Here is a 15,097-nt window from a genome sequence, read left to right as displayed (position 1 = left end):
GTACCCTGCCCCTACCGCTCAGGCGGAATTGCATAGGTCATGGTGGAACGCGCCACGGGACGCGGATCGCCTTCGGAGAACAAGAGCACATCACCCACCGCCAACTGACGGCCGAGTTTCAGCAGCTTACCCTCGGCAATCAACGGCGACCCACCTATTGGTTTGCGCATAAAATCAAAGGACGCATTTGTGGTTACCGCCAGCGCCTTGCGTCCCAGTCGCGACAGTACCAACGCATAAACGGTAACATCGGCAAGGCCAAACATAGACGGCCCCGAAATCGTCCCGCCGGGCCTCAGATGTCTGTCATCCACCAAGAGCCGCATGGTGATGCCATCCTCGTCCAGCCGGTCAATCACAAAATCATTGGCCACCTCTGCAAAAACCTCCTGCAGATACGCGCTCAGCCCTTCGGCATCAAAAGCCAATCCCATTCCTGTTCCTTCCCATGGCACAGCCTGATCTCTGCGACGCAAAACCGGCTCCCCCCTTTGCGCAACATGCTCTAACGTTGGCCTTAATCCGAGGAGGGACACAAGATGACAATTTTAGAACGTCACGACAGGAACGGTATCGCCACATTATATCTGAATGCACCGGAGCGGTTGAACGCGCTGTCAGATGCAATGCTGGCCGCGCTTCAGGCGCAGATTGATGCGCTGCGCGAGGACACCGAAACACGTGTTGTGACTCTGGCGGGCCGTGGCAAAGCGTTTTGCGCAGGCCACGATTTGCGCGAAATGACAGCCGGACGACAGGCAGAGGATGGCGGGAAGGCCTATTTCGCCGATCTCTTTGCCCGCTGCACCAACGTGATGCTGGGTCTGCAACAGATTCCGCAGCCGGTGATTGCACAGGTGCATGGCATTGCCACGGCGGCTGGCTGCCAGCTGGTGGCCTCCTGCGACATGGCGGTTGCTGCAGAGGACACAAAATTTGGCGTCAATGGCGTCAATATCGGATTGTTCTGCTCAACCCCCATGGTGGCTTTAACCCGCAATATACCGCGCAAACACGCCTTTGAGATGCTGACAACCGGCCAGTTCATCGACACTGCGCGCGCCAAGGAGTTGGGTTTGATCAACCGCAGCGCTGCTCCAAAGGAACTGGAACGCGCAACTCGCGATCTGGCTGAAACCGTCGCCGAAAAGCTGGGCGCCGCCGTCAAAATTGGAAAACGTGCATTTTACGAGCAGTTACAGCTGCCCACGGCAGAGGCATATGCCCATACAGGTGCGGTCATGGTCGAAAACCTGATGATGCGCGACACGGTAGAAGGCATTGATGCGTTTCTAGAAAAACGCGATCCGGACTGGAAAACTGCTGGCCCATCTCCAAAAAATCTAAAAGACACCTAAAATTTTAGCCTTTGTTTACGATTGGCGATTTATTGTTTCCATGTCAGGTCTTTCAAACAAGGCAAGATCATGGCAAAGGTTGGGCAGGGTTGGTGATACATGGTCACAAACCCAGGCACAATTAGGGTCGCTGATGCGGACCGTCCCTCCACCGGGTCTCTCCCCCGGCCAGACAGTTCCCCAGCGACCCCAATACCCTTCCCCATAGCTAAATCAGCCAGAGAACGGGTAGCCAGCGTTTCAACAGGCACAAAACCTCTGGTTTTTCACCGTCTTTTGCACAAGCTACCCAAGGTAATATTGCGCCACGGGCCGACCTGCCCTATGTCGCGAGCATGACACAGACATTGCATATCGTGGGCGGCGGCATGGCCGGGTCCGAAGCGGCCTGGCAGGCCGCACACATGGGCGTTGACGTGGTGCTGCATGAAATGCGGCCCAAGGTGGAAACCTTCGCCCATCAAACCGGCAATCTGGGCGAAATGGTGTGTTCCAACTCCTTTCGCTCCGATGATGATGAACAGAACGCTGTCGGCCTGCTGCATTGGGAAATGCGCGCAGCCAACGGCCTGATCATGTCAACCGCCGAACGGCATCGCCTGCCGGCCGGTGGAGCGCTGGCTGTGGATCGCGAACCTTTTGCCGAAACCGTCACTGCACGCCTGAAGGCACTGCCAAATGTGACTGTATCCTATGACGAAGTGACAGCACTGCCTGAGGATGGTCATTGGATTTTTGCCACCGGACCGCTGACATCTGCCAGCCTTGGGCAGGCCATACAGGCCGAAACCGGAGCTGAGGCACTCGCCTTCTTTGATGCCATCGCGCCCATACTCTATGCCGATAGCATCGACATGTCACAGGCCTGGATGCAATCGCGCTATGACAAGGGGGAGACCGAGGCAGAGCGCACTGCATATCTCAATTGCCCCATGGATAAAGACCAGTATGAAGCGTTTATCGATGCGCTGCTGGCCGCTGACAAAACCGAGTTCCACGAAGGCGAAACTGCCGGGTATTTCGATGGCTGCCTTCCGATCGAGGTGATGGCGGAACGCGGTCGTGAAACCCTGCGCCATGGCCCGATGAAACCTGTGGGTCTGACAAACCCGCACCAGCCTGATGTCAAAGCACATGCCGTGGTTCAGCTGCGCCGTGACAATGCGCTGGGAACGCTGTTCAATATCGTCGGGTTCCAGACCAAGATGAAATATGGCGCGCAAACAGAGGTGCTGCGCATGATACCCGGACTTGAAAATGCCAGCTTTGCGCGTCTTGGCGGTATTCACCGCAATACATTCCTCAACTCACCCACGCTGCTCGACAGTCAGATGCGCCTGACATCCAAACCGCACCTGCGCTTTGCCGGTCAGATCACCGGTGTCGAAGGCTATGTTGAAAGCGCAGCCATGGGTCTGCTTGCGGGCCGTCTTGCCGCCGCCGAAATTCTGGGCAAGGAGCTACCGGTAGTGCCGCAGGATAGCGCTATGGGCGCACTGATCCATCACATCACTGGCGGAGCCGAGGCCAAGACGTTTCAGCCGATGAATGTAAACTTTGGTCTGTTCCGTCCGGTCGAGGGATTGAAAGGCGGGCGCCGCGGGCGCAAGGATCGCTACAAAGCCTATACCGACCGCGCCAAAGACGCCTGGCAAAACTGGCTCGGAAACTTTTCCTAGACGCTTTGCACACGTGGCGCCTAAGTTGTCTTTATGAGTAATAAGTTTCTCGACAAGGCCTATGACCTCGAAACACCGGAAGCGACCCTGAAACATTACAATCAATGGGCCGCTTCCTATGATGCTGAAATCGCCGAAAACGGCTACGCTACGCCGGGGCGCATAGCCGACGCTTTAGCGCAAGTTCAGTCCGATCTGCGGGAGCCGATTTTGGATTTCGGCTGCGGTACCGGACTTTCTGGCCTCGCCTTGCGTCGTCAGGGGTTTGAGATCATTGACGGTATGGAACCCTCAGATGAAATGCTGTCGCAAGCTCGCAGCAAAGAGGCCTATCGTAGCCTGATCCGGATTGATGTGACTGACAGTGCGCCGATCCCCAACGGCAGCTACCGCCTGATCACCGGCTGCGGCGTGTTGGGAACCGGCGCCGCACCTCCAAGCGTATTTGATCTGATCCTTCACGCCCTGCCGCGCGGTGGGTTGTTTGTATTTTCCTACAATGATCACACGCTGTCAGACCCTGACTACACCCAGAAGGTCAATGAATGGCTGGACTGTTCTGCGGCTCGGCTGTTATTTCGCGAACATGGCGATCACCTTCCCGGAATCGGCCTTAAGTCTACCGTCTACGTGATTGAGAAAATTTGACATTCATCACACGCTTTGCGCCTTCTCCGACCGGACCACTGCACCTTGGCCATGCCTATTCCGCGCTTCTTGCACAGGATATGGCTGCAACGCAGGACGGCGTGTTTCTGTTGCGGATCGAAGACATCGATATGGCCCGATCCCGCCTGGAATGGGAACAGCAGATCTATGACGATCTGTCTTGGCTAGGTCTCTCTTGGCCAAAGCCCGTGATGCGTCAATCACAGCGCCTGCCACGATACCGCGCGGCTCTGTCCCATCTCTCCGAGATGGGGCTGACCTACCCGTGCCGATGCAATCGACGCGATATCGAGGCCGCCGCTGGGGCACCCCAAGAAGGCGTTCCACAGTTTGGCCCTGACGGGCGCATCTACCCCGGCAGCTGCCGCTCCCGCAGCATGGCCGAGGCTGGCACAGATGATGTGATCAGGCTTGATATGGCCAAGGCCGTTGCAGCGGCCGAGTTGCGTCATTTCACAGAAACGGGATCTCGTCATGCAGGCGATTGGATGTTAGATCCCGTTCAACTGCTCTCTGCGGTCGGTGATATCATTCTGGTCCGGCGCGGCATGGGCAGCGCCTACCACCTGTCCGTTGTCGTGGACGATGCTGATCAGGGCATAACCCAGGCTCTGCGCGGCGAAGACCTGTTTGAAGCGACACAAATCCATGTGCTGCTACAAGCCCTACTTGGCCTGCCCACGCCGATATATCATCACCACCAATTAATCCGCGACGAGCAGGGCAAACGACTGGCCAAACGCGACGATGCACGCGCCATCGCCAAATATCGCGCGGATGGGATTAGCCCGCAGGATATCCGTGCCATGGTTGGCCTGCCCTAACCTGTACTGGCCTATTCTGGCAGAGCCGCTTTGATGGCGAATTTATCTCGGAATATCTCCGGCCTGCTGGCTCAGGTCTCACACACCATCCAGATCAGACCATCGGTTGCATCAGTTCGACTTCCTCGCCGTCCCGAATGCCAGTGTAGAAGCAGCTGCGCCGGTTTGTGTGGCAAGCAGGCCCGGTCTGACGCACCATCGCAAGCAGACAGTCACGATCACAGTCGACGCGCAGATCCACCAAAGCCTGAACATGGCCGGAGCTTTCGCCTTTGACCCAGAATGACTGCCGCGAGCGCGACCAATAGGTTACCTTGCCTGTCTCAAGTGTTTTCATCACCGCATCGGCATTCATCCAGGCCATCATCAGCAGTTCGCCGTTCTCATCATCCTGCGCGATACAGGGGATCAAGCCGGCCTCGTTATACTTTAGGCTAAGAGGATCAAACGACATGGCAAAAACCTTTTGCATCTTGGAATAGGCTCCCTATGTATTGAGAATAGCGCGTAAGGGAAAGCCCGAGGTACCCCATGTCTGGCGATACTGATCTAATAAAACTTTATTCCGCACGGATCCTGGCGCTGGCCGCCGATATCCCGCATCTGGACCGGCTAGACAGCCCCGATGTTAGCGTCAAAAAACGCTCACCGCTGTGTGGCTCAACCGTGACTGTGGACCTTCAGGTTCGCGACGGCGCGATCGTCGCCTTTGGGCAAGACGTCAAAGCCTGCGCGCTAGGTCAAGCCTCTGCAGCAGTGGTAGGAGAGGTGATTATCGGCCGCACTCTGTCAGAGGTCGAGGCCGCACGCCAACAACTGAAATCTATGTTGACGGAGGATGGTCCGGTGCCGGATGCGCCGTTTGACGGGTTTGAGGTCCTGATCCCTGCGCGGGAGTTTAAGAACCGCCATGCGTCTATACTTCTGGCACTTGATGCAACCCTTGAGGGGATACAGACCTATCAGGAACAGACCTGCGCCTGAGAGGACCCTTTGATGGGATACTCACATCTGGGTACCTGATCTGCTCTCAATCGGGAATGGGCGCGCGGACATATGACCCGCACTGCGCTCGCCTAATACGCACCGAAACGATGTCCCGGACAATTCTCCAATGAAAAAACCGCCGCACACCCGGCAAGGGTGGCGGCGGCAGTATGCTCTCTCATGCGGGACCCGAACGGGGCCTGTAGACCTAAGGCAGGTCCGTCAGACCGGCAGGCAAACCGGGCTGACTTGGGACAGGCGGCCCCGTTCGGCATAAAGAGTGCGTTCGGGAAAAATGAAACTTTAGAGCGGGAATGGCTGACGTCAGGATGGCGCTACAGTAGCCCGGGCAGATGCAACCCTGCCACTAACATCACAACCAAAGCAGCGGCGCCGAGCGCATCCTGCAGCAGTGTCGATTGGGCATTCTGAACAGTCGTCTTGATTTGGGTTATCACGGTACGGCCTCCTGTCTGTCTTGCTATCGCTCTCTGGCGCTGTTGTTGCCTATTTGTTCTCACACGTAGATCCGCATGTAAAGAACTTTATGAGAACATTTGAGAACAAATAGGAACAGGACAGGGAAACATATCCGCAAAATAGCGTGGGCATAGCCCCTGTTCAGGCGGAAATAAGCGCAAGAATTGGTATTAACCTACGGAAATCAAACGGATTGCCTGATCCTGCTTCATCAGCCAAAGCAGAACCCGTGCCGCCTGACCGCGCGGACTGGACAGATCCGGATCAGACGTCAGCAAGGCACGCGCGTCGCTTTGTGCGACTGCCATTAACCCCGCCTGACGTTCCAGATCCGCGATACGGAATCGTGGCAGACCCGACTGAGCGGTGCCAATAACGTCGCCAGCGCCACGCATCTCCAAGTCAGTTTCGGAGATCCGAAAGCCATCTTCGGTCTCGCGCAAGATTTCCAAGCGTTTCTGCCCGCCTTTGCTGAGAGGGGCTTGATATAGCAGCAAACAGGTCGATGCGGCATCGCCCCGCCCTACGCGCCCGCGCAGCTGGTGCAACTGCGCCAGACCAAAGATCTCTGCCCGCTCGATCACCATGATTGAAGCATTAGGCACGTTCACCCCAACCTCGATCACTGTGGTGGCAACCAGCACTTTGGTCTCTCCGGCCTGAAACGCAGCCATGGCCGCATCTTTTTCCGACGCCGGCATCTGGCCATGGACCAGCCCGACAACACTGTCCCCCAGCGCCGCCCGCAGATGTTTGAACCGTTCCTCCGCAGCGGTCAGATCCATCACCTCGGATTCTTCGACCAATGGGCAGACCCAGTAGCATTGCCGCCCTTCGTCAATCGCGCCGCGTAGATGGCTGACCACCTCCTGCATCCTTTCGGTGCTGATAACAGCGGTTTTCACCGGTTTACGCCCAGGTGGTTTTTCGTCCAGAATCGAAACTTCCATGTCGCCATATTGCGTCAGCGCCAGAGAGCGTGGGATCGGTGTGGCAGTCATCACCAGCACATCAGCGCCTTTGCCCTTTTCCGCCAGCTCCATGCGCTGTCTGACACCGAAACGGTGCTGCTCATCCACAATCGCCAAACGCAGGTCGTGAAACACCACATCAGCCTGAAATACCGCATGTGTTCCGACCAAAATCTGAATATCTCCACGCGCAAGGGCGGCACATTTCGCCACTCGTTCCCGCCCTTTATCACGGCCGGTCAGGATCTCCATCACCACGCCGGCGGTCTCGGCCAATGGGCGCAATGCTTCCATATGCTGACGCGCCAAAATCTCGGTCGGCGCCATCATGACACCCTGACCGCCCGCCTCAACAGCGACCAGTAAGGCCATGAAAGCAACAAGAGTTTTCCCTGCGCCGACATCGCCTTGCAGCAATCTGTTCATCCGCGAGTCCCGCCCCATATCGGCAGTGATCTCATCAATCGCCCGCGCCTGAGCCCCGGTTGGGCGATAGGGTAAAGCCGCAAGTACGCGCGACTGTAACGCGCCATCTGCAACACTGCTGCGACCCGGTAGATCACGGTCTCGCAAGCGCGCCAGTGCAAGAGTCAACTGGTGTGAAAACAGCTCATCATAGGCCAGTCGCGCCCGTGCAGAAGACTCCGCAGACAACGCCTCCAATCCATCCGGGTTATGCGCAGAAACCAGTGCCTCCTGCCATGTAGGCCAACCCTCTTTGCGAATTTGTGATGGATCAGCCCACTCCGCCAGCTCCGGCAACCGCGTCAGGGCATTTTGCGCGGCCTTAAACATGGTCTTTTGCGTCACACCATGGGTGAGATGATAAACAGGCTCAAAATCCGGGATCTCTGCGGCCTCAGACACTGGAACCATATGATCAGGGTGCACCATTTGGGCAACCCCATCAAAGAGTTCCAGTTTACCCGACACCACACGGCGTGCGCCTTCAGGCACCTGCGCCTCCAGATACCGGCTTCGACCGTGAAAGAACACCAGCTGGAACTCCTCCTCAGCGTCCGTCACTGTGATCCGATAAGCACCGCCCTTGTTCCGTGCAGGCCGGTGGGCATCAATGGTGACCTCGACCGTTGCAACAGAGGGAAAATCAAGCCCCTGAATACTATCACGCCGCCGCCTATCCACCATGGAATATGGAAGCGAAAACAATAAGTCACGTGGTGTTTCTATATTGATTTGCGCGAAATTCTGCGCCGTCTTCGGGCCAATACCCGAAAGCGTTTCCAACCCGGAAAATAGTGGGAACAGGATTTCTGGTCTGCTGCTCATACTGCTGCAATCAACTCCAACCAGCCATCCTCATCCAGTATCCGAACCCCCAGATCACGCGCCTTTTGCTCCTTTGATCCAGCGCCGGGTCCGGCCACCAGAATATCGGTTTTCTTTGATACTGAGCCAGCCACCTTTGCACCCAGGCTTTCGGCGCGGGCCTTGGCCTCGGCCCGGGTCATCTTCTCAAGTGTTCCGGTGAAAACCACGGTTAGCCCGGTGACCGGGCTGTCATTGGTCGGCGCCTCGGGCGGCAGTACTGTCAGTTTCTCCAGCAACCGGTCAAACGCCGCCCGCTCTTCGCTATTGCCAAAGGCGTCGCAGAGCGACAGCCCCAATACTGCGCCAATGCCATCGACACCGATCAAGTCCTCCCAGGCTGCGGCAGCCTCCTCAGGAACCTCACGCTCCGCTACTGCTGCAGTACGGGTTTCCGAGATACGCGCACGCCTGCTCTCACGGGCAGCCGCCTGTCGCTCACGGTCTTCAGCCTGATCAGCGGCACGATGGGCTGCTGCGGCAAGCTGTGCAAGATCCAGCGCTGCGGCCATCGTAGACCAATCGCCATAGTGAAGCGCCAGATCACGCGCACCAACCTCGCCCACATGGCGGATACCAAGGGCAAAGATCAATTTGGCCAGCGGGATCCGGCGTTTGTCCTCAATCGCCGCAAAGAGATTGTCCGCCGATTTCCCACCCCAGCCTTCGCGATTCTTTAGCTGCTGCAGACCAGACCCATAATTCTCTTGTAAATCAAAGATATCTACTGGTTCTTTGACCCATCCGTCAGCATGAAACTGCTCCACCTGCTTCGCGCCTAAACCATCGATATCAAAGGCTGCACGCGAGACGAAATGTTTTAACTTTTCAGAAGTTTGCGCAGGACAGATCATGCCACCGGTACAGCGGTGCACCGCGTCACCGTCTTCACGCACCGCGTCGCTTCCGCATTCGGGACAAACGGTTGGAAAGACAAAGGGCACAGCATCGTCAGGCCTTTTGGTAAGATCAACATCGGCAATCTTGGGGATCACATCACCCGCACGATAAATCTGTACCCAATCACCTACGCGGATGTCCTTTCCGCCGCGAATCTCTTCGCCCTTGGAATCACGGCCGGTGATGTAATCCTCATTGTGCAGTGTCGCGTTAGAGACAACAACGCCACCCACGGTGACAGACTGTAAACGCGCGACTGGACTGAGCGCACCGGTACGCCCCACCTGAATGTCTATTCCTTCCAGCCTGGTCCAGGCCAATTCGGCAGGGAATTTATGCGCAATAGCCCATCGCGGCGTAGTGGATCGGAACCCCAAACGCGCCTGCAATGCCAAAGTGTCGACCTTATAGACCACACCATCGATGTCATATCCCAGCGTTGCCCGCTGTTTTTCGATCTTGCGATAATGCGTGATCAGGTCGGTTATGCTCTCGCAATGTTTGATCAGCGGGTTGGTTTGGAATCCCATGACCCGCAAACGCTCCAACGCATAGAATTGTGTTGGGGCGAGAGGCTCTGACAGCTCACCCCAGCTATAGGCAAAGAATCGCAAAGGGCGCGCACGCGTGATTTCCGCATTCAACTGGCGTAGAGATCCGGCCGCAGCGTTGCGCGGATTGGCAAATGTCTTTCCGCCCTGCGCCGTGTGGCGTTCATTTAACGCGGAGAAGTCCTCGTGGCTCATGTAAACTTCACCGCGCACCTCAAGCACCGCCGGGGCGTCATCTATTTTTTGCGGTATATCGGCAATGGTCCGGGCATTTTCAGTGACATTTTCACCGACAGTTCCATCTCCCCGCGTGGCTGCATGAACCAAGGCACCGTTTTCATAACGAAGAGAAAGCGACAAACCATCGATTTTCGGCTCAGCCGTATAGGCAAGCGAATCTGCAGACTCGAGACCCAGATATTTACGCAAGCCTCGATCAAAATCCCGCACATCGTCATCATCAAAGGCATTGCCCAGCGACATCATACGTTGTGCATGCGTGATTTTACCAAAGCCCGATGAGACTGGAGCGCCGACCGTCTCAAGTTCGGTTGCGATCTCGCTCAGTTCCGGGAACTGCTCTGCCAGAGCCCGGTATCGATTCTTTTTCGCGTCATAGTCGGCATCGCTGATCTGTGGATCATCCGCCTGATGATAGGCAAGATCCGCCGCGCGTAGTTGCTCTTGCAGTTCGAGAAACTGACGACGTGCCTCGTCACTGGTCCTACTGTTAAGATCTGTATCGCCTGACTGTATCACGTTTCTCGCCTCGCTCTGTCTTAGCTAGGTGATAGGACGGTGGCGCCACTACGTCCAGCCACACCCGAAGCGCCCAACGTGAAAAATCCCGCCGTAGCGGGATCATTCGAGAGGAATATTGAATTGTTTGAGGAGCCTGATCAGGCTCCTACAGCCATTCGGTGTCCACCGGTCATCTGATCATCCTGCGGGTCACGCAGCACATAGCCTCGTCCCCAGACAGTTTCGATGTAGTTGTCGCCACCCGTCGCAGTACTGAGTTTTTTGCGAAGTTTGCAGATGAAGACGTCGATAATCTTCAACTCGGGCTCGTCCATACCGCCATAAAGATGGTTAAGGAACATTTCCTTAGTCAGCGTTGTGCCCTTACGTAGGCTCAGAAGCTCCAGCATCTGGTATTCTTTGCCAGTCAAATGCACGGCCTTGCCACCAACCTCGACAGTCTTCGCGTCTAGGTTAACAGAAATCTTGCCAGTGTTAATAATCGACTGTGAATGCCCTTTGGAGCGTCGAATGATGGCGTGAATACGGGCCACCAGTTCCTCGCGATGGAAGGGTTTGGTCAGATAATCGTCGGCACCAAAGCCGAAACCCTTAATCTTATTCTCGGTGTCATCTGCGCCGGACAAGATCAAAATGGGTGTTTCGATACGGGCCATGCGCAGCTGTCGCAGCACTTCGTGGCCATTCATATCAGGTAGGTTAAGATCCAGCAAAATCAGATCGTAGTCATATAGCTTTGCAAGATCGATCCCCTCTTCGCCGAGATCGGTCGAATAAACGTTGAGGTTAGCATGAGTCAGCATCAACTCAATGCTCTTCGCCGTTGTTGGATCATCCTCAACAAGAAGAATGCGCATATTATTTTCTCCGCCTGTACACTGTTTCCCTCAGGTCGTATTAACCTTGGTGGAAAAAAGTTAATGGCCCGTTACCATGATGGTTAATTAGCGCGATCATCTCAAGAGTGAAGGATATTTTTACGTCAGGATTTACGATAGTCTTTGAGACGGGTCGCTTTTAATGCGTCCTCGCCGAAGTCGGCAACAGCTGAAACCCAGCTTCGGAACTCTTCCTCGCTCAGGCCATACCGACGCAACGCCTCACTTTGAGGGATCAACCCATAGAGCACGCCGCGCACAACTGCGGCCTTGCGTGAAGCAACCCAGCGTCGTGTGGTCTTTGGCGGCAGATCCGCGCGCGTCATCACCGTACCATCCGGCAGGGTCACAGCGCGAGGGCCATCGACTTTCTTCAAGAACATCTTCTTTTCCTTCGTGTGGAGCATAGACATTGATCCACCACCACATTTCACGCAAACGCCTTAAGGAGGGATGAACCTGCCCCCTTGAGGATCGTTAGGATTTTCCTATATTCTGCGATGTCTTTCCTACATATCCGAGGAGTCGCCTGATGGCGCAGGATGCAAAAACCCAATTGAATTCGCTTGGCTTTGCCAAACCTCCGTCCGAGACGAGGGTGGTGGTGGCCATGTCGGGTGGCGTCGACAGCTCTGTTGTTGCTGCACATTTAGCTGACGAAGGCTATGATGTGGTGGGTGTAACCCTGCAGCTATATGATCATGGCGCGGCCTTGGCCAAAAAGGGCGCTTGCTGCGCGGGCATCGATATTCATGATGCACGCCGAGTCGCCGAAGAGCGCGGATTTCCGCACTATGTTCTGGATTATGAGAACATTTTTAAAGATGCGGTCATTGATGAGTTCGCCGACAGCTATCTGGCTGGCGCAACTCCGGTACCCTGCATTCGCTGCAATGAGCGGGTAAAATTCAAGGATTTGCTGGAAACGGCCCGCGATCTGGAGGCTGACTGCATGGCCACAGGACACTACATCCAGCGCAAATATGGTCAGAATGGCGCTGAGCTGCATTCTGCAGAAGATGCCAACCGCGATCAGAGCTATTTCCTGTTCTCAACAACACCCGAACAGCTGGACTACCTGCGCTTCCCGCTGGGTCACCTCCCCTCCAAGGACGCCACTCGCGAAATGGCGTCCCAATACGGTTTGGCCGTGGCGGATAAACCTGACAGTCAGGACATCTGTTTTGTGCCCAACGGCGATTATGCCAGCGTAATTGAAAAACTGCGTCCGGGCGCCGCGGAACCCGGAGAAATTGTCCATTCTGATGGGCGTGTTCTTGGCACGCATAACGGCGTGATACACTATACAATCGGCCAACGCCGTGGTCTGGGCATCGGCGGGTTGAGTGAACCGCTTTATGTGGTCAAGCTGGACGTGTATGCCAAACAAGTCGTTGTTGGCCCCAAGGAGCTGCTGGCGACCCGAACCATTCCCGTACGCGAGATCAACTGGCTGGGTGATGAGCCATTCACCAGCCGCGAAGAGTGGCATCTGAAAGTCAAAGTGCGTTCCACACGCCCCCCACGGGAGGCCATTGTGCGGCCAATTTCCGAGACTGAGGCAGAGGTTGAGCTTCTGACGCCAGAGGAAGGCATTTCTCCCGGTCAGGCCTGTGTGTTCTATGCCGGTGAGGGCAGCCGCATCTTTGGTGGTGGTTGGATCTGGCGCGGGTACTGATCGTTCGCACCAGCAGGCCGTAGTACAAGACGGTAATTTTGATATCTTACGCGCTAAGAGGTTTCAGGACAGATGTAAGCCTCAGGGAAGCCGGTCAAGCACCGCTCGGGCCGCCCTTAGGCCCGGGTTCTCGCCGCCCTCGCCCAGACGGTCCATTGTGAGAGCCATGGCGGTTGATTGCGCGGCTGGGTCTTCCTTGACCTTCTTCAGCGCCTTGGCAATGTTGTCTGGCGTGCACTCGGGACCAAGGCATTCCGGCACCACCCGCGTATCACTGACCAGATTGACCAGCGTCACGGTATCAATCAACGCCATACGACGCATGATATGCCAAGTCAGCCATTGGAACTTATAGGCAATCACCATCCGCGTACGGGCCGCTGCCAGTTCCAGTGAAACTGTGCCCGATGCCGCCAGCGCCAGCTCTGCAGTGGCAAAGGCCGCACGCTTGTGGGTTTTGGCAGTGTTCGCCTCCAGCGCGTTGGGATCAATCACCACGGCAGTATCGGACCATTCGGCCAGATGCGTACGGACCAGATCTGCCACAGGCGCCGCTGCTGGAACCACAATGCGATACTCCGGATAGCTGTCCTGAAACTGCTTAAGTGCGGCACCAAACACCGGCGCCAAGCGCGTGACCTCTGAACGCCGTGATCCCGGCAGCGCCAATACGCAAGGGGTATCATCCAGCTGATAGTAAGCGCGAAATGCGGCGATCTCCTCGGGCAGGGCTTGCGGTTCGCCGACCACCGGATGACCCACAAAATCGCAATCCATTCCGGCCGCCTGCATATAAGGTGGCTCAAACGGTAAAAGCGCCAGAACATGGTCGATAACCTTGGCCATTTTATCGGCACGCTTGGGTCGCCAAGCCCAGACCGACGGAGCCACATAGTGCACCGTTCGGATATCACTGGCGTCTTTTACCCGTGCAGCCACCCGTAATGAAAAATCCGGGCTGTCGATGGTGATCACCACATCCGGTTTTGTCTCGAGTACTGCATCGGCTGTCTCACGTATCCGACGTTTCAGGTGGCGATACTTTGGCAGCACCTCAGCCAACCCCATCACCGACAACTCTGACATGTCGAACCGGGAGGTCAGCCCCTGCTCGCGCATCAGGTCACCCCCGACACCGTCAAAGCTGACGTCGGGGCGCAACTGCCGCAGACCATCCATCAGAGCACCACCAAGCCGGTCCCCCGAAGGCTCCCCCGCGAGGATGAAGACCCGAAAGCTCATGCGCTGCGCAGCCAGAGAAACAGGCCGAGGCGGTTACAACTTGCGATCACGTCTTCCTGGTTCAGAACGATAACACCGCCTGCCTCCAATACGATCCCAGACAGCCCAGCCTGAGCTGCCAGCTCTACCGTTTGCACACCGATGGTTGGAAGATCAGCGCGCCGATCCTGTCCAGATTTAGGTGCCTTGAAGAGCAGACCGCCGGTCCCGTCGGGCCGGTTTTGCAAGGCCTGCAACATCCAATCCGTACCAAACAAATTCTCAACCGCAATCGCCTGCCCACGGCGCACGGCACAGGACTGGCCGACGTCGGCGTGACTCATTGCTGTAACGACCTCGGCACCGCGTATAGCATCAGGTTTGTCCAGCTCACCGGGCTGCACATTGGTTGGGATACCCTCGGCCATAAGCAGATCCGGCGCAACTTGATGAGCGGCACGCACTGTCATGCCTGCCTGCTCAAAAATCCCGATGATCGCGCGCAATGCACCATCGTCGCCGGCCGCCAAAGCCCCTTGCAGAACCGGCACCATTGGCAAGGTTTCTGCGTCGATCTCCGCCGGTTCAATGGACGGGCGGCGGACAGATCCGGCAAGGCAGATCTCGGTCACGCCGGTCGCGGCCAAACGCTCGATGAAGCTGCCGAGTTGTTCCAGCCGGAATGTCAGTTCAGGTTCGATATGATCGGGCTCAGAGCCGCGCATCGCACAAACCAAGGGCCGCTCGGACAGGCGCGCGGCCAATTCGGCAGGCAATGCACCCTGCCCCGCAATCAATGCCAGCATCGTA

General features: G+C 56.5%; 15 protein-coding genes. 6 read left to right on the top strand and 9 right to left on the bottom strand.

Annotated elements, in window-relative coordinates; translation table 11 throughout:
• Positions 1 to 11: 11 nt before the first annotated feature.
• Complete coding sequence (locus ACEWZM_RS18130; protein ID WP_414007778.1) at positions 12 to 434, bottom strand: PaaI family thioesterase; 423 nt, start codon at positions 432 to 434, stop codon at positions 12 to 14.
• Between the two features lie 105 nt (positions 435 to 539).
• Here ACEWZM_RS18130 and ACEWZM_RS18125 point away from each other — a divergent pair, with 105 nt between their 5' ends.
• The 4 genes from ACEWZM_RS18125 (at position 540) to gluQRS (ending at position 4,530) form a co-directional block, all read left to right on the top strand.
• Positions 540 to 1,358: an enoyl-CoA hydratase gene (locus ACEWZM_RS18125; protein ID WP_414007777.1), complete on the top strand. Its 819-nt coding sequence runs from the start codon at positions 540 to 542 to the stop codon at positions 1,356 to 1,358.
• A gap of 335 nt (positions 1,359 to 1,693) precedes the next feature.
• A complete protein-coding gene (gene trmFO / locus ACEWZM_RS18120) occupies positions 1,694 to 3,037 on the top strand; it encodes a methylenetetrahydrofolate--tRNA-(uracil(54)-C(5))-methyltransferase (FADH(2)-oxidizing) TrmFO (protein WP_414007776.1) in 1,344 nt (447 codons plus the stop codon).
• A gap of 33 nt (positions 3,038 to 3,070) precedes the next feature.
• Positions 3,071 to 3,685 carry a class I SAM-dependent DNA methyltransferase gene (locus ACEWZM_RS18115; RefSeq protein WP_414007775.1) on the top strand — a complete coding sequence of 205 codons (615 nt, stop codon included), beginning with the start codon at positions 3,071 to 3,073 and terminating at the stop codon, positions 3,683 to 3,685.
• Positions 3,682 to 4,530: a tRNA glutamyl-Q(34) synthetase GluQRS gene (gene gluQRS, locus ACEWZM_RS18110; RefSeq protein WP_414007774.1), complete on the top strand. Its 849-nt coding sequence runs from the start codon at positions 3,682 to 3,684 to the stop codon at positions 4,528 to 4,530. The genes ACEWZM_RS18115 and gluQRS overlap by 4 nt, the downstream gene beginning before the upstream one ends.
• A gap of 94 nt (positions 4,531 to 4,624) precedes the next feature.
• Here the strand turns inward: gluQRS and hisI are convergent, their stop codons facing one another.
• The gene (hisI, locus tag ACEWZM_RS18105) at positions 4,625 to 5,002 is read right to left on the bottom strand and encodes a phosphoribosyl-AMP cyclohydrolase (protein WP_414007773.1); all 378 of its coding nucleotides are present in this window, start codon (positions 5,000 to 5,002) and stop codon (positions 4,625 to 4,627) included.
• Positions 5,003 to 5,061: 59 nt separating this feature from the next.
• Here hisI and ACEWZM_RS18100 point away from each other — a divergent pair, with 59 nt between their 5' ends.
• The gene (locus ACEWZM_RS18100; protein ID WP_414007772.1) at positions 5,062 to 5,514 is read left to right on the top strand and encodes an iron-sulfur cluster assembly scaffold protein; all 453 of its coding nucleotides are present in this window, start codon (positions 5,062 to 5,064) and stop codon (positions 5,512 to 5,514) included.
• 338 nt (positions 5,515 to 5,852) lie between these two features.
• Here the strand turns inward: ACEWZM_RS18100 and ACEWZM_RS18095 are convergent, their stop codons facing one another.
• The 5 genes from ACEWZM_RS18095 to sciP form a co-directional block, all read right to left on the bottom strand.
• Complete coding sequence (locus ACEWZM_RS18095; protein WP_414007771.1) at positions 5,853 to 5,975, bottom strand: hypothetical protein; 123 nt, start codon at positions 5,973 to 5,975, stop codon at positions 5,853 to 5,855.
• A gap of 192 nt (positions 5,976 to 6,167) precedes the next feature.
• Positions 6,168 to 8,258 (bottom strand): ATP-dependent DNA helicase RecG, encoded by a 2,091-nt coding sequence (gene recG, locus ACEWZM_RS18090; RefSeq protein WP_414007770.1) that lies wholly within the window; start codon positions 8,256 to 8,258, stop codon positions 6,168 to 6,170.
• Positions 8,255 to 10,507 carry an NAD-dependent DNA ligase LigA gene (gene ligA, locus ACEWZM_RS18085; protein ID WP_414007769.1) on the bottom strand — a complete coding sequence of 751 codons (2,253 nt, stop codon included), beginning with the start codon at positions 10,505 to 10,507 and terminating at the stop codon, positions 8,255 to 8,257. The genes recG and ligA overlap by 4 nt, the downstream gene beginning before the upstream one ends.
• Before the next feature lie 140 nt (positions 10,508 to 10,647).
• Positions 10,648 to 11,367 carry a response regulator transcription factor CtrA gene (gene ctrA, locus ACEWZM_RS18080; RefSeq protein ID WP_414007768.1) on the bottom strand — a complete coding sequence of 240 codons (720 nt, stop codon included), beginning with the start codon at positions 11,365 to 11,367 and terminating at the stop codon, positions 10,648 to 10,650.
• Between the two features lie 125 nt (positions 11,368 to 11,492).
• Positions 11,493 to 11,771: a CtrA inhibitor SciP gene (gene sciP, locus ACEWZM_RS18075; protein ID WP_014879908.1), complete on the bottom strand. Its 279-nt coding sequence runs from the start codon at positions 11,769 to 11,771 to the stop codon at positions 11,493 to 11,495.
• 149 nt (positions 11,772 to 11,920) lie between these two features.
• On the opposite strand from sciP, the gene mnmA reads away from it, so the two are divergent.
• Complete coding sequence (mnmA, locus tag ACEWZM_RS18070; protein ID WP_414007767.1) at positions 11,921 to 13,066, top strand: tRNA 2-thiouridine(34) synthase MnmA; 1,146 nt, start codon at positions 11,921 to 11,923, stop codon at positions 13,064 to 13,066.
• A gap of 81 nt (positions 13,067 to 13,147) precedes the next feature.
• Here mnmA and lpxB read toward each other — a convergent pair whose 3' ends face one another.
• Together lpxB and ACEWZM_RS18060 are read right to left on the bottom strand one after the other, a co-directional pair.
• Entirely contained in the window at positions 13,148 to 14,308 is a 1,161-nt protein-coding gene (lpxB, locus tag ACEWZM_RS18065; RefSeq protein ID WP_414007766.1) for a lipid-A-disaccharide synthase, read from the bottom strand.
• Positions 14,305 to 15,093, bottom strand: coding sequence for an LpxI family protein (locus ACEWZM_RS18060; RefSeq protein WP_414007765.1), 789 nt, complete (start codon positions 15,091 to 15,093; stop codon positions 14,305 to 14,307). The genes lpxB and ACEWZM_RS18060 overlap by 4 nt, the downstream gene beginning before the upstream one ends.
• Between the last annotated feature and the right edge of the window lie 4 nt (positions 15,094 to 15,097).

Source organism: Phaeobacter cretensis (assembly GCF_047372505.1).
Classification (GTDB): Bacteria; Pseudomonadota; Alphaproteobacteria; order Rhodobacterales; family Rhodobacteraceae; genus Phaeobacter; species Phaeobacter cretensis.
This window is presented reverse-complemented; position numbering and strand designations above follow the sequence as displayed.

Coding starts and splice junctions, on each gene's coding strand:
- ACEWZM_RS18115 (WP_414007775.1), top strand. CDS start 3,071: ATGAGTAATAAGTTTCTCGACAAGGCCTATGACCTCGAAACACCGGAA.
- ACEWZM_RS18125 (WP_414007777.1), top strand. CDS start 540: ATGACAATTTTAGAACGTCACGACAGGAACGGTATCGCCACATTATAT.
- recG (WP_414007770.1), bottom strand. CDS start 8,258: ATGAGCAGCAGACCAGAAATCCTGTTCCCACTATTTTCCGGGTTGGAA.
- lpxB (WP_414007766.1), bottom strand. CDS start 14,308: ATGAGCTTTCGGGTCTTCATCCTCGCGGGGGAGCCTTCGGGGGACCGG.
- ACEWZM_RS18130 (WP_414007778.1), bottom strand. CDS start 434: ATGGGATTGGCTTTTGATGCCGAAGGGCTGAGCGCGTATCTGCAGGAG.
- hisI (WP_414007773.1), bottom strand. CDS start 5,002: ATGCAAAAGGTTTTTGCCATGTCGTTTGATCCTCTTAGCCTAAAGTAT.
- ACEWZM_RS18060 (WP_414007765.1), bottom strand. CDS start 15,093: ATGCTGGCATTGATTGCGGGGCAGGGTGCATTGCCTGCCGAATTGGCC.
- ctrA (WP_414007768.1), bottom strand. CDS start 11,367: ATGCGCATTCTTCTTGTTGAGGATGATCCAACAACGGCGAAGAGCATT.
- mnmA (WP_414007767.1), top strand. CDS start 11,921: ATGGCGCAGGATGCAAAAACCCAATTGAATTCGCTTGGCTTTGCCAAA.
- sciP (WP_014879908.1), bottom strand. CDS start 11,771: ATGTTCTTGAAGAAAGTCGATGGCCCTCGCGCTGTGACCCTGCCGGAT.
- trmFO (WP_414007776.1), top strand. CDS start 1,694: ATGACACAGACATTGCATATCGTGGGCGGCGGCATGGCCGGGTCCGAA.
- ACEWZM_RS18100 (WP_414007772.1), top strand. CDS start 5,062: ATGTCTGGCGATACTGATCTAATAAAACTTTATTCCGCACGGATCCTG.